The sequence below is a fragment of the Streptomyces sp. NPDC054047 genome, assembly GCF_055585065.1.
On the sequence record NZ_JBVJKV010000001.1, the window covers coordinates 1,103,035 to 1,121,162 of the forward strand.

The 18,128-nt window shown below is 70.2% G+C and carries 14 protein-coding genes and 1 tRNA gene; 1 reads left to right on the top strand and 14 read right to left on the bottom strand.

Annotation, left to right across the window (positions count from 1 at the left end):
* Positions 1 to 3 precede the first annotated feature (3 nt).
* The 5 genes from ettA to ACZ6ZP_RS05000 all read right to left on the bottom strand — a co-directional run bounded on the left by ettA (position 4) and on the right by ACZ6ZP_RS05000 (position 8,120).
* Positions 4 to 1,668, bottom strand: a complete 1,665-nt coding sequence (gene ettA, locus ACZ6ZP_RS04980) for an energy-dependent translational throttle protein EttA (protein ID WP_351164537.1) — start codon at positions 1,666 to 1,668, stop codon at positions 4 to 6.
* A 355-nt stretch (positions 1,669 to 2,023) separates the two neighbouring features.
* Positions 2,024 to 3,478: a Cys-Gln thioester bond-forming surface protein gene (locus ACZ6ZP_RS04985; RefSeq protein WP_469405804.1), complete on the bottom strand. Its 1,455-nt coding sequence runs from the start codon at positions 3,476 to 3,478 to the stop codon at positions 2,024 to 2,026.
* 342 nt (positions 3,479 to 3,820) lie between these two features.
* A complete protein-coding gene (locus ACZ6ZP_RS04990) occupies positions 3,821 to 4,240 on the bottom strand; it encodes a single-stranded DNA-binding protein (RefSeq protein ID WP_351164562.1) in 420 nt (139 codons plus the stop codon).
* A 179-nt stretch (positions 4,241 to 4,419) separates the two neighbouring features.
* Complete coding sequence (locus ACZ6ZP_RS04995) at positions 4,420 to 6,417, bottom strand: YfjP family GTPase (RefSeq protein ID WP_469405549.1); 1,998 nt, start codon at positions 6,415 to 6,417, stop codon at positions 4,420 to 4,422.
* A complete protein-coding gene (locus ACZ6ZP_RS05000) occupies positions 6,414 to 8,120 on the bottom strand; it encodes a GTPase domain-containing protein (protein WP_383826925.1) in 1,707 nt (568 codons plus the stop codon). The genes ACZ6ZP_RS04995 and ACZ6ZP_RS05000 overlap by 4 nt, the downstream gene beginning before the upstream one ends.
* Positions 8,121 to 8,388: 268 nt before the next feature.
* On the opposite strand from ACZ6ZP_RS05000, the gene ACZ6ZP_RS05005 reads away from it, so the two are divergent.
* A tRNA-Arg gene (locus tag ACZ6ZP_RS05005) sits at positions 8,389 to 8,464 on the top strand.
* A gap of 207 nt (positions 8,465 to 8,671) precedes the next feature.
* Here the strand turns inward: ACZ6ZP_RS05005 and ACZ6ZP_RS05010 are convergent.
* From ACZ6ZP_RS05010 to ACZ6ZP_RS05050, 9 genes are all read right to left on the bottom strand, one after another.
* Positions 8,672 to 10,051, bottom strand: coding sequence for a tyrosine-type recombinase/integrase (locus ACZ6ZP_RS05010; protein ID WP_469405550.1), 1,380 nt, complete (start codon positions 10,049 to 10,051; stop codon positions 8,672 to 8,674).
* The gene (locus ACZ6ZP_RS05015; protein ID WP_469405551.1) at positions 10,051 to 10,251 is read right to left on the bottom strand and encodes a helix-turn-helix transcriptional regulator; all 201 of its coding nucleotides are present in this window, start codon (positions 10,249 to 10,251) and stop codon (positions 10,051 to 10,053) included. Before ACZ6ZP_RS05015 ends, ACZ6ZP_RS05010 begins: the two co-directional genes overlap by 1 nt.
* Positions 10,252 to 10,756: 505 nt before the next feature.
* Positions 10,757 to 12,232: an ATP-binding protein gene (locus tag ACZ6ZP_RS05020; RefSeq protein ID WP_469405553.1), complete on the bottom strand. Its 1,476-nt coding sequence runs from the start codon at positions 12,230 to 12,232 to the stop codon at positions 10,757 to 10,759.
* A gap of 2 nt (positions 12,233 to 12,234) precedes the next feature.
* On the bottom strand, positions 12,235 to 13,071 hold the full coding sequence (locus ACZ6ZP_RS05025; RefSeq protein ID WP_469405555.1) for a bifunctional DNA primase/polymerase: 837 nt from the start codon (positions 13,069 to 13,071) through the stop codon (positions 12,235 to 12,237).
* Positions 13,068 to 13,793, bottom strand: coding sequence for a DNA methylase (locus ACZ6ZP_RS05030; protein WP_469405557.1), 726 nt, complete (start codon positions 13,791 to 13,793; stop codon positions 13,068 to 13,070). Before ACZ6ZP_RS05030 ends, ACZ6ZP_RS05025 begins: the two co-directional genes overlap by 4 nt.
* Before the next feature lie 579 nt (positions 13,794 to 14,372).
* Entirely contained in the window at positions 14,373 to 14,837 is a 465-nt protein-coding gene (locus ACZ6ZP_RS05035; RefSeq protein WP_469405559.1) for a hypothetical protein, read from the bottom strand.
* A gap of 170 nt (positions 14,838 to 15,007) precedes the next feature.
* Positions 15,008 to 17,017 carry a plasmid transfer protein TraB gene (traB, locus tag ACZ6ZP_RS05040; RefSeq protein WP_469405560.1) on the bottom strand — a complete coding sequence of 670 codons (2,010 nt, stop codon included), beginning with the start codon at positions 17,015 to 17,017 and terminating at the stop codon, positions 15,008 to 15,010.
* 13 nt (positions 17,018 to 17,030) lie between these two features.
* The gene (gene traA / locus ACZ6ZP_RS05045) at positions 17,031 to 17,573 is read right to left on the bottom strand and encodes a plasmid transfer protein TraA (RefSeq protein ID WP_469405561.1); all 543 of its coding nucleotides are present in this window, start codon (positions 17,571 to 17,573) and stop codon (positions 17,031 to 17,033) included.
* An 18-nt stretch (positions 17,574 to 17,591) separates the two neighbouring features.
* Positions 17,592 to 18,101: a hypothetical protein gene (locus tag ACZ6ZP_RS05050; protein WP_469405562.1), complete on the bottom strand. Its 510-nt coding sequence runs from the start codon at positions 18,099 to 18,101 to the stop codon at positions 17,592 to 17,594.
* Between the last annotated feature and the right edge of the window lie 27 nt (positions 18,102 to 18,128).

Below are 18,128 nucleotides of genomic sequence, written 5' to 3' on the forward strand. Positions count from 1 at the left end.
GTCTCAGCCTCGGGTGAGCTTCTTGTAGGTGGCGCGGTGCGGACGGGCCGCGTCGGCGCCAAGACGCTCGATCTTGTTCTTCTCGTACGACTCGAAGTTGCCCTCGAACCAGTACCAGGAGGAGTCACCCTCGTAGGCGAGGATGTGCGTGGCGACCCTGTCGAGGAACCACCGGTCGTGGGAGATCACGACAGCGGCGCCCGGGAACTCCAGGAGCGCGTTCTCCAGGGAGGACAGGGTCTCGACGTCCAGGTCGTTCGTCGGTTCGTCGAGGAGGAGCAGGTTGCCGCCCTCCTTGAGGGTCAGCGCCAGGTTGAGGCGGTTGCGCTCACCACCGGAGAGCACCCCGGCCGGCTTCTGCTGGTCCGGACCCTTGAAACCGAACGCGGAGACGTACGCCCGCGAGGGCACCTCGACCTGACCGACGTTGATGTAGTCCAGCTCGTCGGAGACGACGGCCCACAGCGTCTTCTTCGGGTCGATGTTGGCGCGGCTCTGGTCGACGTAACTGATCTTGACCGTGTCGCCGACCTTGATCTTGCCGGAGTCCGGCGTCTCCAGGCCCTGGATCATCTTGAACAGCGTGGTCTTGCCCGCGCCGTTCGGACCGATGATGCCGACGATGCCGTTGCGCGGCAGCGTGAAGCTCAGGTCGTCGATGAGCACCTTGTCGCCGAAGGCCTTCGAGAGGTTCTCGACCTCGACGACGATGGAACCGAGCCGCGGGCCCGGCGGAATCTGGATCTCCTCGAAGTCCAGCTTCCGCATCTTGTCCGCCTCGGCGGCCATCTCCTCGTAGCGCGCAAGACGCGCCTTGGACTTGGCCTGACGCCCCTTGGCGTTGGACCGCACCCACTCCAGCTCTTCCTTCAAGCGCTTCGCGCGCTTGGCGTCCTTCTGCCCCTCGACCTTGAGGCGGGACTGCTTCTTCTCCAGGTAGGTGGAGTAGTTGCCCTCGTAGGCGATGGCGCGACCACGGTCGAGCTCGAGGATCCACTGCGCGACGTTGTCGAGGAAGTACCGGTCGTGGGTCACGGCGATGACGCAACCCGCGTACTTCGCGAGGTGCTGCTCCAGCCAGTTGACCGACTCGGCGTCGAGGTGGTTGGTGGGCTCGTCGAGGAGCAGCAGGTCGGGCGCCTCGATGAGGAGCTTGCAGAGCGCGACGCGGCGCTTCTCACCACCGGACAGGTTCACGACGGGCCAGTCGCCGGGCGGGCAGCCGAGCGCGTCCATGGCCTGCTCGAGCTGGGCGTCCAGGTCCCACGCGTTGGCGTGGTCCAGGTCCTCCTGCAGCTTGCCCATCTCGTCCATGAGCGCGTCGGAGTAGTCGGTCGCCATGAGCTCGGCGACCTCGTTGAAGCGCTTGAGCTTGCCCATGATCTCGGCGGCGCCGTCCTGGACGTTCTCCAGAACGGTCTTCGTCTCGTCGAGCTTCGGCTCCTGCATCAAGATGCCGACGCTGAAGCCGGGCGAGAGGAACGCGTCACCGTTGGACGGCTGCTCGAGCCCGGCCATGATCTTCAGCACCGTGGACTTACCGGCGCCGTTGGGGCCCACGACACCGATCTTGGCGCCAGGCAGGAAGCTCAGGGTGACGTCATCAAGAATCACCTTGTCGCCGTGCGCCTTGCGCGTCTTGCGCATGGTGTAGATGTACTCAGCCAAGAGAAACCGTCCGGCAATCAGTGAGTGGGCAGATACACCCCATCTTGCCTGACGGCCACCTCCCGGAGGAAACCAGTATGGCCGGGGAGCCATGAGCTGGACGTTCCTGGGCCACGACGGTGATCGACCCGTCACTGGCTGTTGTCGCCGGGCCCTCGAGCCACAGCGATCCGGGGTGCACGCTCGGTTGCGCACGCGTCCCATGCAGGCCCAGGACGGCCCGAGCTGCCTGGAAGCCGCCCGGCTCGGCCCCCTTTCGGATGGGCCTTGGGAGAGGCCGAACCTCCCGCACGGTAGGTGTGCGACTACCGTGCGGTCGCGGTCCGGTTCCGATTCTCGACGCGTGCCTGGCGGCTCAGTCCTCGGGCGGTGTCTCCGCGCCCGCGGGGTCCTTCTTCTTGCGGAGGAAGAACATCGCCGCCGCACCCAGGACCACCATGAGGACCGCTATCGCGGCGATCATCGGGGTGGCGCTGGAGCCGCCCGTTTCCGCGAGGTCGCCGGTGTTCGTGCCGGTGCCGCCTGCTGACGCGGGGCTCGGGTCGGCCACCGGTTCCGTCTTGTTGCCGATCGTGCTGCCCTCGGTCTGGCAGTCGAGTACGCCCTTGAAGCGCTTCTCGACGCCGTTCGGGCCCTTGATCGTGAAGTCGTAGGGCTGGTCTTCCTGGAGCGGGATCGTCACCGTCCGGGTCGTACCGGCCTCGATGGTGTGCTTGAGGCCCATGAGGCGGAACGTGAACGGCTGGTCGCCCGGGTTGCTCGCCGTGATGTCCACGCCGCTCTTGGCGCAGTTCTTCTCCGCGGACAGCGCCGGAATCGCGCCCTCCTTGGCCCAGGTGGCGCTCGCCGTCGCGGAGACCGTGGACTCGCTGGAGCCCGCGAGGATCTGCGTCTGGCTCCGGGTCTCGGAGGCGAAGGCCCTGCCGACCGGCACCGTGGTCGACGCCTGCACGGCGAGTGCCGCCGAGCCGTCCGCGGTCTCCTTGGGTACGTCGAAGAACAGCCGGCTGCCGTTGACCGCCGAGGTGACGGGCTTGCCGTCCTTGCCGACGATCTTCACTCCGCTGGCCACGGAGTCCGCGGGCGGGGTGACGGACACGGCGTCCGCGTCCGTCCGCACGGTGACCGGACCGAGCCGCTCCCCCGCGCGGCCGGAGACCGCGGGCGGGTCGAGGGTCAGCGACGCCCTGGGCTCCGCCGAACCGCGGGCGCTCTTGTAGAGGTAGTCCGCGAGCTTCTCGGCCTGCGGGTCGAGGGCCTCGACGTCGGCGCCGTCCGAGTAGCGCCAGATCGCCACCTGCGTGCCGGCCGCGGCCGACTGCTCGGTCAGGGCCCGCGCGCCCGCCTTGTGGGCCAGCGCGGCGAGGTCGTTCACCTGCGGGTAGGAGTTCTGCAGGATCCAGCGGATTCTGCCCGCGTCCTTGTTGCCGTTCAGCGAAGTGCCGCTCCAGGGGGTCTCCTGGTACTTCGCGTCCTTCTGCGTGGGGTTCTGGATGTCGATGCAGTACGTCTGGAGCGTGCCGCCGCCGTCCACGGACATCTCGAAGAGCCCGGCGGGCACCTCCTGGCTCGCTCCGTTGTCACGGATGACGGCCTGGTCGTACGTCTGGAGCCCGCCCAGCGTCGCGACGGCTCCGCCCCGGTGCTGCGGAGCCTCTTCCGCCGCGGCCGGAACCGCGGTGGCTATCGCCCCCGCCGCGACGGCCCCGGTCGCCAGCGTCACCGCGGCGAGGCGCGCGGCACCCCGTCTCCGCCGGGTCGGCGCAGAGCAGGCGCGGCCCCCGGACAGAGCGGAGAACGCTTCGAACACAGAACGCGCAAAAGACACAGAATTCCCCTCCGGACGGGACCCGTTCACTTCGAGGGGGGTGATCCCGCCAGCAGATTGAAAGGGGCAGAATCACCTGCCACCTGCGTGGCATCCACTACCAACTGCCCCGCTAGCTACCTTCGGCATCCTAGGGACGAGGCAGACCACGGTCCCCGGTACTGCCGTTCGATAACCGATCCGACTCGGAATCGTTATCGCCAACAACGTTTTTGAGCTGGGCTTATCGACAAATCAACGGCACCCATTCGCCGATAAGCCGCACATCGGTCGTCCTCCTGCCGACGGGGCCGCCACCTCCCTGACGGTCCATCACCCGGCCCATCAACCCACCGGCTCGGGCTCCGGCTCGCGCGCCGGCGGCGGTTCCGTCAGTGCCGCGTTCGCCTTGAGCACGCGCCGGAAGGCCGCCGTCCCGCGCGAGAGATCGTGGCCGACGGTGATCGCGTCGATGTCCGCCGACGTCCAGTGCTGGCCACCCCGCTCCTCGTCGCGGACCTTCAACTTCCCCTGCACGATGACGGGTTCACCGATCGTCAGGGAGCCCTGCACATTCGAGCCGAGCGTCCGCCTCGCCCACACCGTGAAGAAGTTGGTGTGTCCGTCCGCCCAGACGTTCTGCACCGCGTCGTAGTACCGCGCCGTCACCGCGAGCCGGAACCGCGCCACCGGCCCGGAGGGCAACTCCCGGAACACCGGCGTCGTCGCGACGTTCCCCACCACCGTCACCAAGGTCTCGTTCATGCCGAACCCCTCCCTCGTCCACTCTCGTCCACTCCGCTTCCGCCGCCGCGGCGGTCGGTCCCGCGGCGTCGATCTCAGAGTGGACCGGGCGAGCTGATCCCGCTGAACCCTGTGGTCTACCGGGCAGTTGTGGAAAACCCCCTCACCCGAATGGGGCCTTCAGCCCACCGCATGGGCCATCAGCCCACCGCCGCCCCCGTCACCCGCACGTACTGCTCCCGCACCTCCAGGTACCGCAGCAGCTCCGCCGCCACCGGATCGAGGACCCGCGCCCGCCCGCACCCGGCCGCCGCCTCCCGCAGTCTGCGTTCCGCGTCCAGGCCGTAGCGCCGCGCGGGACCCCGTGCCGCCATCCGGCTCCCCCACTCCACGCAGGGACCGCCCACGATGCCGGCCAGCATGAGCAGCACCGGCACGCCCAGGTTCGGCACCGCGACCCCGATGATCTGCGCCACCAGCCAGAGCCCGCCCACCACTTGGAGCAGCGTCATCGCCGCCTGGGCCAGGACCGCGACCGGCCACCATCCGGGCCGCGGCGGCCTCCCCTCCGGCACCCCGACCGTCACCGTCAGCTGGTCGAGCGCCTCGGGCAACCCCTCCGCGCCGCGCACCGCCGCCTCCCGCACGGCCTGCCCCCAGGGCTGCGGCAGCCCGGAAGCGGCCTCGTCGCCCACCGTGCGCACCGCGTGCTCCACGCGCTGGCGAGCCGTGGCCTCCTCGTCCGCCAGGGCCTGCGCCACGGGCCAGCCGAAGTTCTGCGGCGCGCGCTGGGCCTCGTACCAACGCCACAGCCGCAGCCAGGGCGTGCCGCACGCCTTGCCCGCGTGGCGGCGCCAGGCCCGTTCCGCGGCCTGTCCTGCCGCCGCCGCGCCCACCGCGTCCGCGAGCCGGTCGGCGAACTCCTCGCGCGCCTCTTCGCTGAGCCCGATCCGCGTACCGCCCCGGCTCCCGTGCGACCCGGACCCGGCCGCGTACACGGGCCACAGCCGGTCGGCCGCGGCGTCCAGGTCGGCCGAGATCCGCCGGGCCGCGGCGCCCCGCTCCTTGGTGAACTGGCCCAGGGAGTCGCGGAGTTCACCGACTCCTTCGCCGGTCAGCGCGGAGAGGGAGAGCACGGTGGCACCGGGTTCGCCGTGCTCGCCGAGGGCGATGCCGTCCTCGTCGAGCAGCCGCCGCAGATCGTCGAGCACCTGGTCGGCGGCGTCGCCCGGGAGCCGGTCCACCTGGTTGAGCACGACGAAGGTGACCTCGGCGTGCCCCGCCATGGGCCGCAGGTAGCGCTCGTGCAGCATCGCGTCGGCGTACTTCTCGGGGTCGACGACCCAGATGACCGCGTCGACGAGCGCGAGGATGCGGTCCACGTGCGCGCGGTGCTCCCCGACCGCCGAGTCGTGGTCGGGCAGGTCGATCAGGACCAGCCCCTCCAGGGTGCTCGTGTCGGGGCCCTGGAGCGGGCGCCTGCGCAGCCGTCCGGGGATGCCGAGCCGGTCCAGGAGCCCGGCGGCGCCGTCGGTCCAGCTGCAGCCGATGGGGGCCGCCGTGGTCGGTCTGCGAACGCCCGTCTCCGAGATCGTCACCCCGGCCAGGGCGTTGAACAGCGTCGACTTGCCGCTCCCGGTGGCGCCCGCGATGGCGACGACGGTGTGCCTGCCGGACAGCCTGCGCCGGGTCGCGGCCTCGTCGAGGACCCGGCCCGCCTCGGCGAGCGTGGCGCTGTCGAGGCGGGTACGGGAGAGCCCGACGAGTTCACGCAGGGCGTCGAGCCGGGCGCGCAAGGGCCCTTCGTACGCGGTCGAAACACCGGATGACGTACTGGATGACGTACTGGATGACGGACCGGATGACGTACTGGACGGCGAACCGAAGGAAGTGCCGGACGAACTACCGGAAAGATCACCGGATGGCGTACTGGAGGGCCCGGACGAGGTCTCCGCCGGGGCATACGCCTCACCGCCGATCCCCCCGCCCTGCGCCGCGCCACCGCGCGCGGAACCGCCGCGCCGCGCGATCAGCCCGTCGTCCCAGACGCCTTCGGAGCCGCCACGGGCGTCCCCGGAGGCGCGCCCGTGATCACTCTCACGCCTGTGATCGCGCTCACTCTCACGCCCGTGGTCGCGCTCACGCTCGTGCTCGTGCTCATGCTCGGTGTGATCAGTGACGGCAGTCACCGCGGTCACCTCTCCTTCTGCAGTACGGACAGCGCGGCGATCAGGTCGGCCTGGGGTTCGGGGTTCACGTCGAGGGCGTCCAGGGGTGCGAGGCGTCGCTCGCGTTCGGCGTCCAGGACGTTGTCCAGGTAGGTGGAAAGCAGGCGTCCGCCGCGGTCCCGCAGCCGGAGCGCTCCGTGGGCGCCGATCCGTTCGGCGAGCGTCTCGCCCGCCGAGCGTCCGCGGTCGCCGCCGAGCAGGGCCGTGGCGAGCAGGGCGGCCACCATCTCGGGGTCGGGGACGAAGTTCTTCTCGATCCTCTCGAGGCCGCGGACCTCGTCCTCGGCGTACTCCTCCAGGACGCGCCGCCAGCGCCGTACGGCCATCCCGATGCGGTGCTCGGCGCTCTCCGCGTCCCGGTCGCGGTCGCCGAGCCCGGGGGCAGCGGCGGCGGGCTCGCGCCGCCACGCCTCGTCGATGCGCTCGTCGGCGGCCGTCACGGCACACAGCAGCAGCGCCTCCAGGCTCTCCGCCACGGCGTCCAGGAGCTCGCCCGCGCCGCAGTCCAGCGGGTAGCTGCGCCACCGCTTCAGCGCGTCTCCCGCGAGGACGGCCCCGGTCTGCAGACGATCCCGCACGCGCGCGTGCTCGTGCCCGTACGCCTCGTCGACGGCGTTCGTGAGCCGCAGTGCGGCCGCGTACTGGGTGGCGACGGCGCCCGCGAGCTCCGGCACGCGCACGTTGAGGGACTGGATGACGCCGAGTGCCGTCCGTGCGATGGCCTGCGCGCGGGCCGTGGGCTCCTGCGAGCGGTGGGTGAGCCAGGCCCGCAGCGGCGCGACGGCGGTGGACGGCAGCAGGCCGCCGCCGCCCGCGGACTCGGGCAGCTCGGGCACCGTGAAGCGCGGCACATCGCCCAGGCCCGCCTTGGCCAGCAGCGCTCCGTACTGCCGCGACACCTCGGCCACCAGCTGGTGCGGGACCCGGTCGAGGACGGTGACGAGGGTGGCGTCGTGCTCCTTGGCGGTACGCAGCAGATGCCAGGGCACGGCGTCCGCGTACCGGGACGCCGTGGTCACCATGACCCAGACATCGGCCGCGGAGATCAGCTCGGCGGCGAGGATGCGGTTGTCGGAGACGAGCGAGTCGACGTCGGGGGCGTCCAGGAGGGCGAGCCCCTGCGGCAGGGTCTGCGCGGTCTCGATGCGCAGCGCGCGCTCGCCGCCGGGCCCGATCGGCAGCAGGTCGTCGCCCCCGTCGTCGTCCCGGCCGTCCCGGTCGTCCCGGCCGCCTTCGTCGTCCGACGGGTCCGGGCGGGGCACCCATACGCGCATGAGGTCGGGCAGTACGCGCATCCCGGCGAACCAGTGATGATCCTCCGGATGGCACACAAGGACCGGCGTCCGGGTCGTGGGCCGCAACACCCCCGCCTCGCTGACCTGCCGCCCGACGAGGGAGTTCACCAGGGTGGACTTGCCCGCCCCGGTGGATCCCCCGATCACGGCGAGCAGCGGCGCTTCGGGGGCCCGCAGGCGGGGCACCAAGTAGTCGTCGAGCTGGGCAAGGAGCTCGTCCCGGTTGGCACGCGCGCGTGGCGCCCCCGCCAGGGGGAGCGGAAAGCGTGCGGCGGCGACACGCTCGCGCAGGGCGGAGAGTGCGTCGAGCAGTTGAGGCCGTACGTCCAAGGTCACCACATGCGAAGAATGCCCAATTTTGACGGCTTTCTGAAGCATATGGGCACCCCTGCGCGCCGATCGGACACACGGGACGGAAGGGGCGACTGGGGCGCAGGCATAACGAGTGCACAACACCCGAGGCGTGAGACGCCAAAAGCGATGCGGGATTCGTACCTGCCTGCGATTATCAGGACCGCTTCACTGAACCTCCACATAGCGCCTCGGAGGCGAAGCACCAGGGACAAGGACCCGGGAGCCCTATCCTTGTCCCCGGCAAGGTCACGGCTCGTCCCCACCCGGGCTCCAGGCCACCGGCCACCATCCGGCCCCCGTAGCTCAGTGGATAGAGCAGGCGCCTTCTAAGCGCTTGGCCGCAGGTTCGAGTCCTGCCGGGGGCGCCACAGTCCATCCTTGTTCGGCCCTCCACCCCGGAGGGCCTTTTTGCTGGTCAGGGCAACGTAGCGAGCGGCGCGTAGCGGACGCGTAAGCGCCGGACCAGCCCCAGGTCAGGGTGGGGAGGGGTCCGGCGCTGTCCGGCTGTCACCGGGTTTCTGCGGGTGGCCACGGTGAATACGCGGGGAAGTTCTCCGAGCGCTCCGCAAGCCTCCCTAGGGGATCTCCGGAAGGTCCCCCCGCGCTTCGATCCGCTTCTTGAGGTCCGTGAGCTGACCCGACACGCATCGGGTGTAGATGGCGAGCAGCACAGGCACGCTGTTGCCCGCCCACTCCGCGACCTGCGCGGCTGGCACACCGTCGTTGAGCCAGTTCGTGAGGCAGGTGTGTCGCAGGTCGTACATCCGCCTCCCGAGCGGTGAGGCGAACTCCTCAGGCGTGAGCACCTTCACTCGCGCGGTTCGCCAGGCACGGCGAATGACGGAACCGGCGAGCATCTCGCCCTTCTCCCCTGGGAACAGCAGATCCCCCGGCTTCAGCTTCTGGGCCTTGATGTGCTCACGAAGAATCTTCGTGAGCGACGGATGCCCCGGAACGATCCGGGTGTCGTCCGCGGCCCGCCCCTTCAGCCCTCGTTTCTCGTGGATCGCCCCGGTGTCGGTCCAGTTCTTGCCGACCTCCGGCTGAGCAGTGTGGAACACGAGTTCGCTCCACTGATCTTCGGCGTCCTCGCCAGGTAGATGGACGTCCACCACCCGCATCGCTACGACCTCCTCCGGGCGCGGCCCGGCGTAGTACATCGTGGCGAAGAAGGCGTGCAGCCGCGCGCCGCCGCGAGGTCGGCGCCGGATCCAGCCCAGAAGGCGGGCCGCTTGCAGGGCGTTGAGCAGAGACCGTTTGTCGACCGCGGACGATGTCTTGGGGGCGGTCCCTCGCCCCTTGGGGAGCGGATTCGAGCGAAGAACCCGGTGCGTGACGGCGTACTCCATGGCCACGTTCAGGATGCGCCGCGTGCGCTTGATGGAGCTAGCCGCGGCCGGAGCTCCATCGAGCCTGATGGACAGCTCGCGGAGTACCTCATCGACCTTGCCGGGGTCCTCCCACGCGGCCATCGTCAGGGTGTTGCGCTCGATCCATTTGAGGATCATCGCGACGTCCGGCGGCGCCTGCTCGCGCCGCCTCGTGTTGAACGCGAACTCCCGCAACGCGGTCCGGACGTCGACTGCCTTGAAGGGGCTGGCCGGCGTACGCAACAGCGCGATGGTCGTTGCCATCAGGGCTTTGGACACGTTCTTTCGGCTGTTCCCGGAGGTCCTGCGCCACTGGGCATCGCAGAACTGCACCGCGAAGTCGTACCAGTTCACCCCGCTCGCGCCCGTCTGGTGCGAAACAGGGCGCCCCGTGGCGAGGCTAAACGCCTCGCCACGGCGGGTAGCACTGACGAGTTCGGAGCGGAAAGCATCCGCGAGGGCCCGCGTCCCGAACGGGGCCCGCCGCTCCGTTCCCTCCAGCGCCCAACGGACGGTGTACGTCGTCCCTCTCGCACCCTTGTACACCGAGATCTTCCAGACCTTGACGTTGTAAGTGGTCTCCATCAGGCAGCGTCCTCAAGGTCGTTCAGCCAGTGATCCAGGTCATTCCGGCGTACGCGAAGGTCGCCGTTCGGGAGCTTGATACAGCGGGGCGCACGGCCCTTCTGGCGCCAGTCGTAGAAGGTTGAGCGCGAGATGTTCAGTTCCTCGCAGACCTCGGGGACCGTGAGCATCTTGCGAGCGGTGCCGCGAATCGCGGACATGGGCGGACCTCCGTCGGGTGGGAGTAACTCGCCTTGGGTTCTGGGGGATCAAGGGCCTGCGTGTGTCCGAGGTACGGATTTCTGCGTCACCGCGTCACCTGCGTCACTGTCTGGCCCTGACCTGCGTCTTTGTGGTGACGCAGGCGTTCGGGAGCCCGTCACCGGTGACGCAGGAGCTTCTGTCGCCGGTGACGAGGGTGACGCGGGTGACGAACGGTGACGCAGGATTCGGCGGTCTGCGTCACCGCTGTTACGGCAGGTCAGGGGCCGTTTTCCGTCCCGTTGTGACGCAGGTGACGCAGCGTCTCTCTACTTAGGAAAAAGAGAGAGGGTGTCTGTTGGTAGTGCGCGGCTCGAACGAGCGCAGGGCGAAATGCGAAGGGCGAAGAAGGAGCCGCTTCGCGGCACGACCTTCGGGCGGCGGCGAGCCGCCGAACTGCAAGAGGAGCACTACCGGCGCGGCGTGCTCTTCTTGCTCGTGAAGGCCGGCCGCTGCTGCCGCAGGTCAGAACACCTGCCCCTGCGCGAGCATGAGCGATGCCGGCGGACGGCTCAGCTCGATGTAGCGGGCGGTCTTGGTGCGGCCCCAGTCCACGAACAGGCCGCGGGCGGCGAGGGTGGGCTGAAGCCGCTTGAGGCGGTCGGAGAGCACCTTGCCGGTGGTGGGCCAGCCCTTGGGCAGGGGACGGCAGTCCTCCCCGACGTACAACCGGGTGAAGAGGTACAGCCACTCAGCCGACGTCATCCGCTGCTCGGTGCCCGGCTCTGTGCCAGCGGCGTGCTGCAGGACGGTCTGCGCGAGCAGGTCGCCCTCGATCACGTCGTCGTTAAGGTCGTCCAGGCTGGCCCGGTAGGCCCGCAGAGTTCCGAACCCGGTGGCCGCATCGAGCTGCGCGCACAGGTGCGCGAAGTCCGCCATGCGCAGGTCGGTGGGGATCTCCGCGTCGGCCGCGCGGACCTTGACGGTGAGGTCGAGCAGCGAGCCCAGCACGACGGGCAGGATCTCCTCGTACTCCGCCCACAGCTCCGCCTCGGTCCTGCGCACCTTGGGCCGCTCCAGGCGGAGCGGCAGGAGCCGTTCGGCGAGATCGGGGCGGATGACTCCGACGTCGATGCCGGTCATCAGCAGGGGGCGCCGGTAGCCGGTGCGGAAGACGTCCCCGTCGGTGAACAGGGCGCGCTTGACGTCCTCGGCGCCGGTCACGATGCAGCACATCGCGTCCGCCAGGTCCGGCGTCAGGTGGGAAAGGTTGTCCAGCGCGGTGACCCACCCGGCCGCCACGGCCGCGATCAGATTCGCCTCGTCCTTGGGGGCGCGGCGCAGGTCACCGCTCATGCCCTCGATGATCCGCACCAACATGCGTCCCCCGGTGGACTTGCCCGCCCCCTGCGGCCCGGTGAGGAACGGCGCCGGCACGGGCACGGACGGTCCAAGGCAGCCGATCAGCCAGGCCAGGGCCAGGCACTCGGTCTCCGAGCCGGCGAAGTTGCACAGCCGCAGAAGCAGATCGATGCCCTTGCCGTCGGTGTCCTTGACGGGCAGGGGCAGTTCGCCGGTGAGTTGGGTTCGCCGCCAGCACACTTCGCGCGGGTCGGGAACGGTGATGTCCCAGCCGGTGGCGTGGATGCGGACCGACTGCCCGTCGTCGCGTCCCAGGTCCAGCCACGTGGACCCGTCGAAGCCGGGCGCGACGCGGATGTGCACGGCCTGCGTTGTCTCGGTGAGTGCGAGGGCCTCGATCAGGTCCAACGCCTCTTTGAGTGCGGTGCCGTTGAAGACGCCGATCCCGTCCTTGAACAGTCCGACCATGAGTTCCTGGCGGTGGCTGCCGGTGGTGCCCTGCGAGCGGATGGGGCGGGCGACGGGGTGGCCCTTCTTCTGTGCGTAGACGGTGCCGTCGGCGGTGCGGAAGTAGCGGAAGTGCTCTTGCGCGTAGTCGGCGATGATCTCGCGGGCTGGGGTCTTGTCGTCGTCGGACATGGTCACAGTCCCAACTTGGTGCGGGCGTTGGTCCACGCCTCAGTGCAGTGCCGTGTCGTCTCGCCCTTGGCTTGCGCGGCGGTGAACAGCCGGGCGATGTGGTCCTCGTTGAGGCAGCCGCACCGGCCGTGCGTGGAAAGCACGGCCAGGAACGTGCGGTAGACGGTGGCGTGCACGCCGCTTTGGGCGTCGGTGATGCGCTGCTCGGCCATGGCGATACCGCGCTCCAGGAAGGCGGGCGTGCGGTGCCGGCACTGCCCGCCCGTGTTGGCGGGCGTGGTGACGGCCGGTGGCGCGGGCCGGGTGGTTGCGCGGGTCTTCACGACCAGTGCGCGCACGGCATCGGGCAGGGGCGTCATGTCGCCGGTGCCGGTGCCGAGCCAGCGGGCGTAGGACATTGTGGACTTGATGTCCACGCCGGGCCGTACCGCGTTGGCCGACTGCATGCGCCCCAGGTAGAGCCAGTGCTCGCCGCGCGTCGTGAGCACGGTGCAGGTGGTGGGCAGGGTCTCGCGCGCCCACGTCAGGGCGTCGGCGTCGTCGAGGTCGACGACGGTGAGCCCGGCCCCGCCGGGGTGGTAGGCGACCGCAGCAGCCATCCCCCACGTGCGCCGCCAGACCCCGGAGGCGATGACGTCCGGGTCGGTGGTCGCGCCGGCCCATGCGTGGCAGGGGCCGGGGCAGGCGCACGGACCGGGGACCTTCATGTTCGGCCGTCCGCCGCACACGTTGCCGGTGCAGCGGGGGCAGTTGCCGAACGGCACCTTCCCCGCCCGCAGCGGCAGCGCCGGGAGGCCGGATGCAGCGAGATCAAGCGCGGTCCTCAGAAGCTCGTTCACGCGGCCACCCCCACCATGCGGGAGGTGAGGAAGGCGCGGCCGATGTGCTCGCTGTAGGCGGGCGGGATGGCCTCGGTCAGCTCCTCGCGCATGCTCGTCCACGTGATGCCGAGCGCGGCCTGAAGCTCCGCAACGGTGGGCTTGCCGCCGCCGTTGCCGTAGGCGGCCACGTAGGGGCCGTCGTAGAACTTGCCGTGCCGGTAGCCGCGCACCCGCCCGCGGTGCGGGACGTGCGCCGGCTGCTCGATGCTCCAGCCGCCCAGCTCGAAGTTGCGGTGGCGGATGACCCCAAGTCCGAACATCTCGCCGCACAGGGTGAGGTCTTTGCGGATGGCCGCGCGCCCGTTGGGCTGCTCGATGACATAGGGCAGGCCCGTGCGCTCCAGCAGCTCACGCGTGGGCGCCACCAGGTCCTGGTGGCTGCCTCCCCAGCCCTGGGACCGGTTGGTACCCACGGTCAGCGCGCATCCTGCCTGGCACGGGCAAGAGGCGTGCACGAACGCGTACCGCCCGATCTCACCCGTCGTGATGAGGTGCGCGAGGTACGCGAGCGCGTCCCCTCGGTGGTAGGGGAAGGGGTAGTTGGGCCGATCGGCGATGTCGCAGCCGTGGACGCGGAAGCCGGCGCGCGCGTAGCCCATGGCGGCGCCGCCGGCGCAGGAGAACAGGTCCAGCAGTAACGGCTGCTCGCCGTCTCGCCGGATGTCGGTGGGTTGCGTCATGCTGGAGACCTCCAACAGGTCTGTTGAGGACGTTGGAAAAGGGGCGGCCCGGTCTTTGGCGAGAGGGGCCGCCCCGCGTGTTTCGCTGGTTGATGAGCTGGTGTAGCCCCCAGGGGGACGGGTGGAATGGACTGCGCTGATCAGCACTGTTGCGGGTGGCGCTATCGCCACGCTGTCGGCTGGGGCGCTTGAGTTCTGGCGTTGGAAGCGGCAGCGCGTCGACCAGAACATCGAGAACAGGCGCGTTCTGTACGGCTCGTACCTGGCGGTGCTGTCCAGCACGCGGCATACGTGCAGTTGGCTGGCACGGGCGACCGAGTTGGCGCCGGCGGAGCGTGCGAAGGCGGCTTGGGACGCCTATGAGCACTGCCTGAGCCCTAGATACGAGATACAGATCATGGCGCCGCTGAGAGTGGTGGAGGCGGCGGACACTACCCACCACGCCGTTCGAGACATGTGCATAGCGGTGGAAGTAGGCGTGACGAGTGACAGTGAGGAGTACACGTGTCTACGTCAGGCGTACAAGGACGCTCACACGTCCCTGCGAAGCGCGATGAGATCTGATCTCGGCTCTGAGCCCTAGCCGTGGAAGTGGCTGCGCTTGATGACGGCCTTGCGGATGTTGACCGTGGTCCCGCTGCCGTGGGAGCCAGGGCGGAAGACCTGTACGGCGATGTAGCCACCAAAGATGACCGCGGCCAGGATGATGAGCTGCTGGACGAATGCCGCAAGTGCGGCGATGAACCCGGTGAGCAGGACCAGGCCGCCGCACACCGCGGCGAACCCGACCCCTCCGAGCGCGACATTCACGGCCGTACGGCTCACCGCAGGCTGGGCGGCTAGGGCGGGCGCGGGTGCCGGGATGGTAGGCGCGGTGGTGAGGGTGTAGCCGGTGACGACCCGGCCGTCGGGCAGGACGATGCTCTGTACCGCGGGCCCGCTGCCCGGCTGAACGAGGGCGGGCGGCGCCGCGTAGGGGGTGGTGGGTGTGATCGGTATGGGGTGGTGGACTTCGACGGCGGTGGGCTGCTCGGGGTGAGTCATGGGGCGCTCCGGTGGGTAAGGGCAGCGGGCCCGCGTCAGGGTGTGACGCGGGCCCGCTGCGGGTGTGACGGAGAGCTGTGATGCGGTGTGACGGGCTGCTGTGATGGGGCGTCACACCCGTGCCTACCTAGGGGTTTGGGTGTGATGCGGCCCGTCACATGTGACGGGTGTCAGGCGGCTGTGAGGGCGGGGACGATCCGCCACCGGCCGCTCTGGTTGGTCGGCTCCAATCGGCCGTCCAGGGCGGCGTCCTTGAGCCGCTTGGACACCCAGGAGCGGGACAGGCCGTGCTGGTCGCACCAGTCGGTGAAGTCCTTCGGGCCCACGACCATGCGCCCCGCCTCCTCGAACTCCGCGAGCGCTGCATCGAGCAGCCGCCGGGCCTCCTCCGGGGAGGGCTTGTGGCCCTGCTCCTGCCCGAACACCGGGGTCTCGTCGCCGGGCTGGTTGGCGGGGAGTTCCTCTTCGGGGTCGATGTGCTCGTCCTCGGGGTCGACGCCGGGGCGCTGCTCGTCGTCCATGTCGTCTTCCTCCGGGGCGTGTGTCGGGTCTTGCGGGCGGGTGCGGTCGGTGTAGGCGCGTCCGGCGACGCCGGCCGCCGCACGGGCGGTCACGTCGTCGATGTCCATGCGGACGTCGGCGAACTCGCGGTCGACCCATTCGAGGGTCACGGGGTCGTTGCGGAAGGTGCGGCCCGGATTGGCGTACAGCTCTTCCTCGATGCCTGCGGCCACCAGGTAGCAGTAGCCGGGCTTGCGGTTCTTCCACGCGCCGGGGTTGGCGCCCGCATCGAGCACGTCCTCCGGGAGCGCGAAGGAGGCGTCGCGTTCGTCCACGCCGAAGCACAGACTGGCGGGCAGGCTGGCGCGGGTGTCGGTGCTGATCTGGTAGCCGCTGGCCCGCTGCATGGAGATGATCAGCGAGATACCGGCCGAGCGGGCTTCCTGGGCGATGGTGGTGAACACGTCGTCGTCCAGCCGCGCCAGGGTGTTGGCGGCCTCCTCGAACCACGAGATCAGGTAGGCCATGCCGGGGCAGCCACACGCCCGCCCATCCTTGCGGCAGGAGTGCGCCGGGTCGTTCTGAGTCTCGGCCGCTTCCGGGCACCACGAGCGGTAGCCGTGCGAGCCGAGCCACGCCGTGCGGGCCGGGATGGCCGCCTTCACAGCCTCGATCATGATTTCGGTGTCCTGCGGGGAGAGGGCCACCCAGTCGCAGGCCGGGAAGATCTCCCCCAGGTCCTGGCCCTTCTTGACGTGGTCGGACAGCCACACGGCCACGTCGCGGCGGGTCATGACCTCGGTGAGGATGTCCAGGGCGCCTTCGGTCTTGCCCGCGCCGGTCTGGCCCATGATGAGCAGGTGGATGGCCTGCGGCAGCGTGAGCAGGAGGAGCGAGCCGTCGTCGTAGACGCCGATGACCAGCGGTTCGGCGATCGACCCGCCCGGCTTGGACGGGCCGGGGTACCAGGTGACCTGCCTGAGCATGTCCTGGGGCACGATGACCAGTTCGCCGCGGCGCGCGGATTCGGGGTCGGGCCGGTAGCGGACCGCGTTGGGCGGCACATCCAGGGCGCCGGCCAGCTTGGGCAGCGCCTTGGCCATGTCCTCGTTGGTCGCCTCCCCCGCGGGCAGCGCATATGGGGCGGTGACCCGGTTGGGCTCCACCTTCGCCGCCCCCAGCTTCGTGCCCGCCAGGCCGACCTTCTCCAACAGGCCCGCGTCCGCGCCCTCGCCCGAGCCGTCGGGGTTGTGGCGCATCAACATGCGCACGTTCCAGGACAGGGCGACCGCCGGGCCGCCCATCAGGTAGAGGTCATCGAGCGGACCGGCGGCGGGTCCGGCCAGGCACGCGGCGGTCAGCCACGCCGAGCCGAGCCCCGTGGTGAGCGCGGTGTGGAAGCGGCGCTGCTTGCTGGTGGTCTTGCCGATCAGCCAAGCGCCGCCGGACAGCGCCACGGAGGTGAGGGTGAGGCCGACCGCGGCCGGGGTGCTCTCCTCCCACCGCAGATGCCCCAGCAGACCGGCCAGGCCGACGCCGCCCACCCCCAGCCAGGGCGGGAGGTGCGGCTTGGCGCGGTGCAGCAGGTAGGCGCCCACGCCCCCGCCGTCCGCGTTGCCGCGCTGGGCCTCCATCAGTTGCAGGAGCTGGGCTTGGTCGTTGTCTTGGCGCTTCATCATGGCCGTACCTCCCTTACTGCTGGGCCCAGTTCATGACGGGCTGCCGGGGCTTGCGGGCGCGGTGGCGGACCCGATTGATCTCTTCCTCGTACTGCTGCTGGAAGGTGGAATACGCGGCAGCGGCATTCTTGGCCGCGGACTTCAGGTCGTCGGAGGCCTTGTTGAGCTTGCGGGCCACCTTCGCCGCCCGGATGCGCGAGCCGAACGCCCGTCCCTCCGGGTCGGGCACCGCGGCCAACACGCCCTTGAGGATTTCGGCGCCCATGGCCACCTCGATGGCCAGCGTCACCCCCGCGGCCCGCAGGGTGTTGCAGTAGTTGCGCACCTGCGCCGGCGAGGTGAACTCCGGGGACGGCAGCAGGGAGTCGGAGCGGCCAGCACTGTTGGCGCGGGCCGCACTCTTGTTGTTGTTCACCGTGACGTTGATCGGCGGGACGAAGCTGCCGCCCATCGCGCCGACGAAGCCGCCCGCGGCGGCCCCGGCGTTGGCGAACTTGCCGGTCTTGGGGTCATTCACCGGCCGCGCCGGGCCCTGGCCGTTGGTGTTGCGTGCCATCAGGCAATCTCCTCAGGGTCAGTGCGAACGGCGGACGACGAGCCAGGCGCTCTGCGCGGCGATCAGGGTGAGCAGCCAGATCAACTCCAGCGGGCCCGCCAGCGGCCCGAACGCCGCAGCGAGCGCCACCCACCCGGCTGCGGCGGTGGCGAGCAGGGTGAGGCCGATCCGCCAGCCCCACACGGTGCGGTCGGCGGCGGGGCGGCGGCGCTGGGTGACCAGCAGCCAGGCAAGCGGCCCCGCGGCGAGCGGGGCGAGCAGCAGCCCGGACCACCAGGCCAGCGCATGCAGAACGGCGGTGAGCGGGAAGACGGTCAGGGCGATGGCGAGCGGGGCGAGCGAGCGGCGGTGGTCCCACAGCAGCTCACCCAAGAAGCCCACCAACCGGCCAGTCAGGGTGGGGCGTTCGGGCACGACCACGATGAACGGCTGAGGGGTGCGGCGCCCGCGCTGGCGGGGGATACGGACGGTGGTGGCCCCGCCCGGCACCTTCGCGGTGCGCGTGCGGGAGCGGGTACGGCTGGACACAGCGAATCTCCTCGCGGTGAGGGAAAG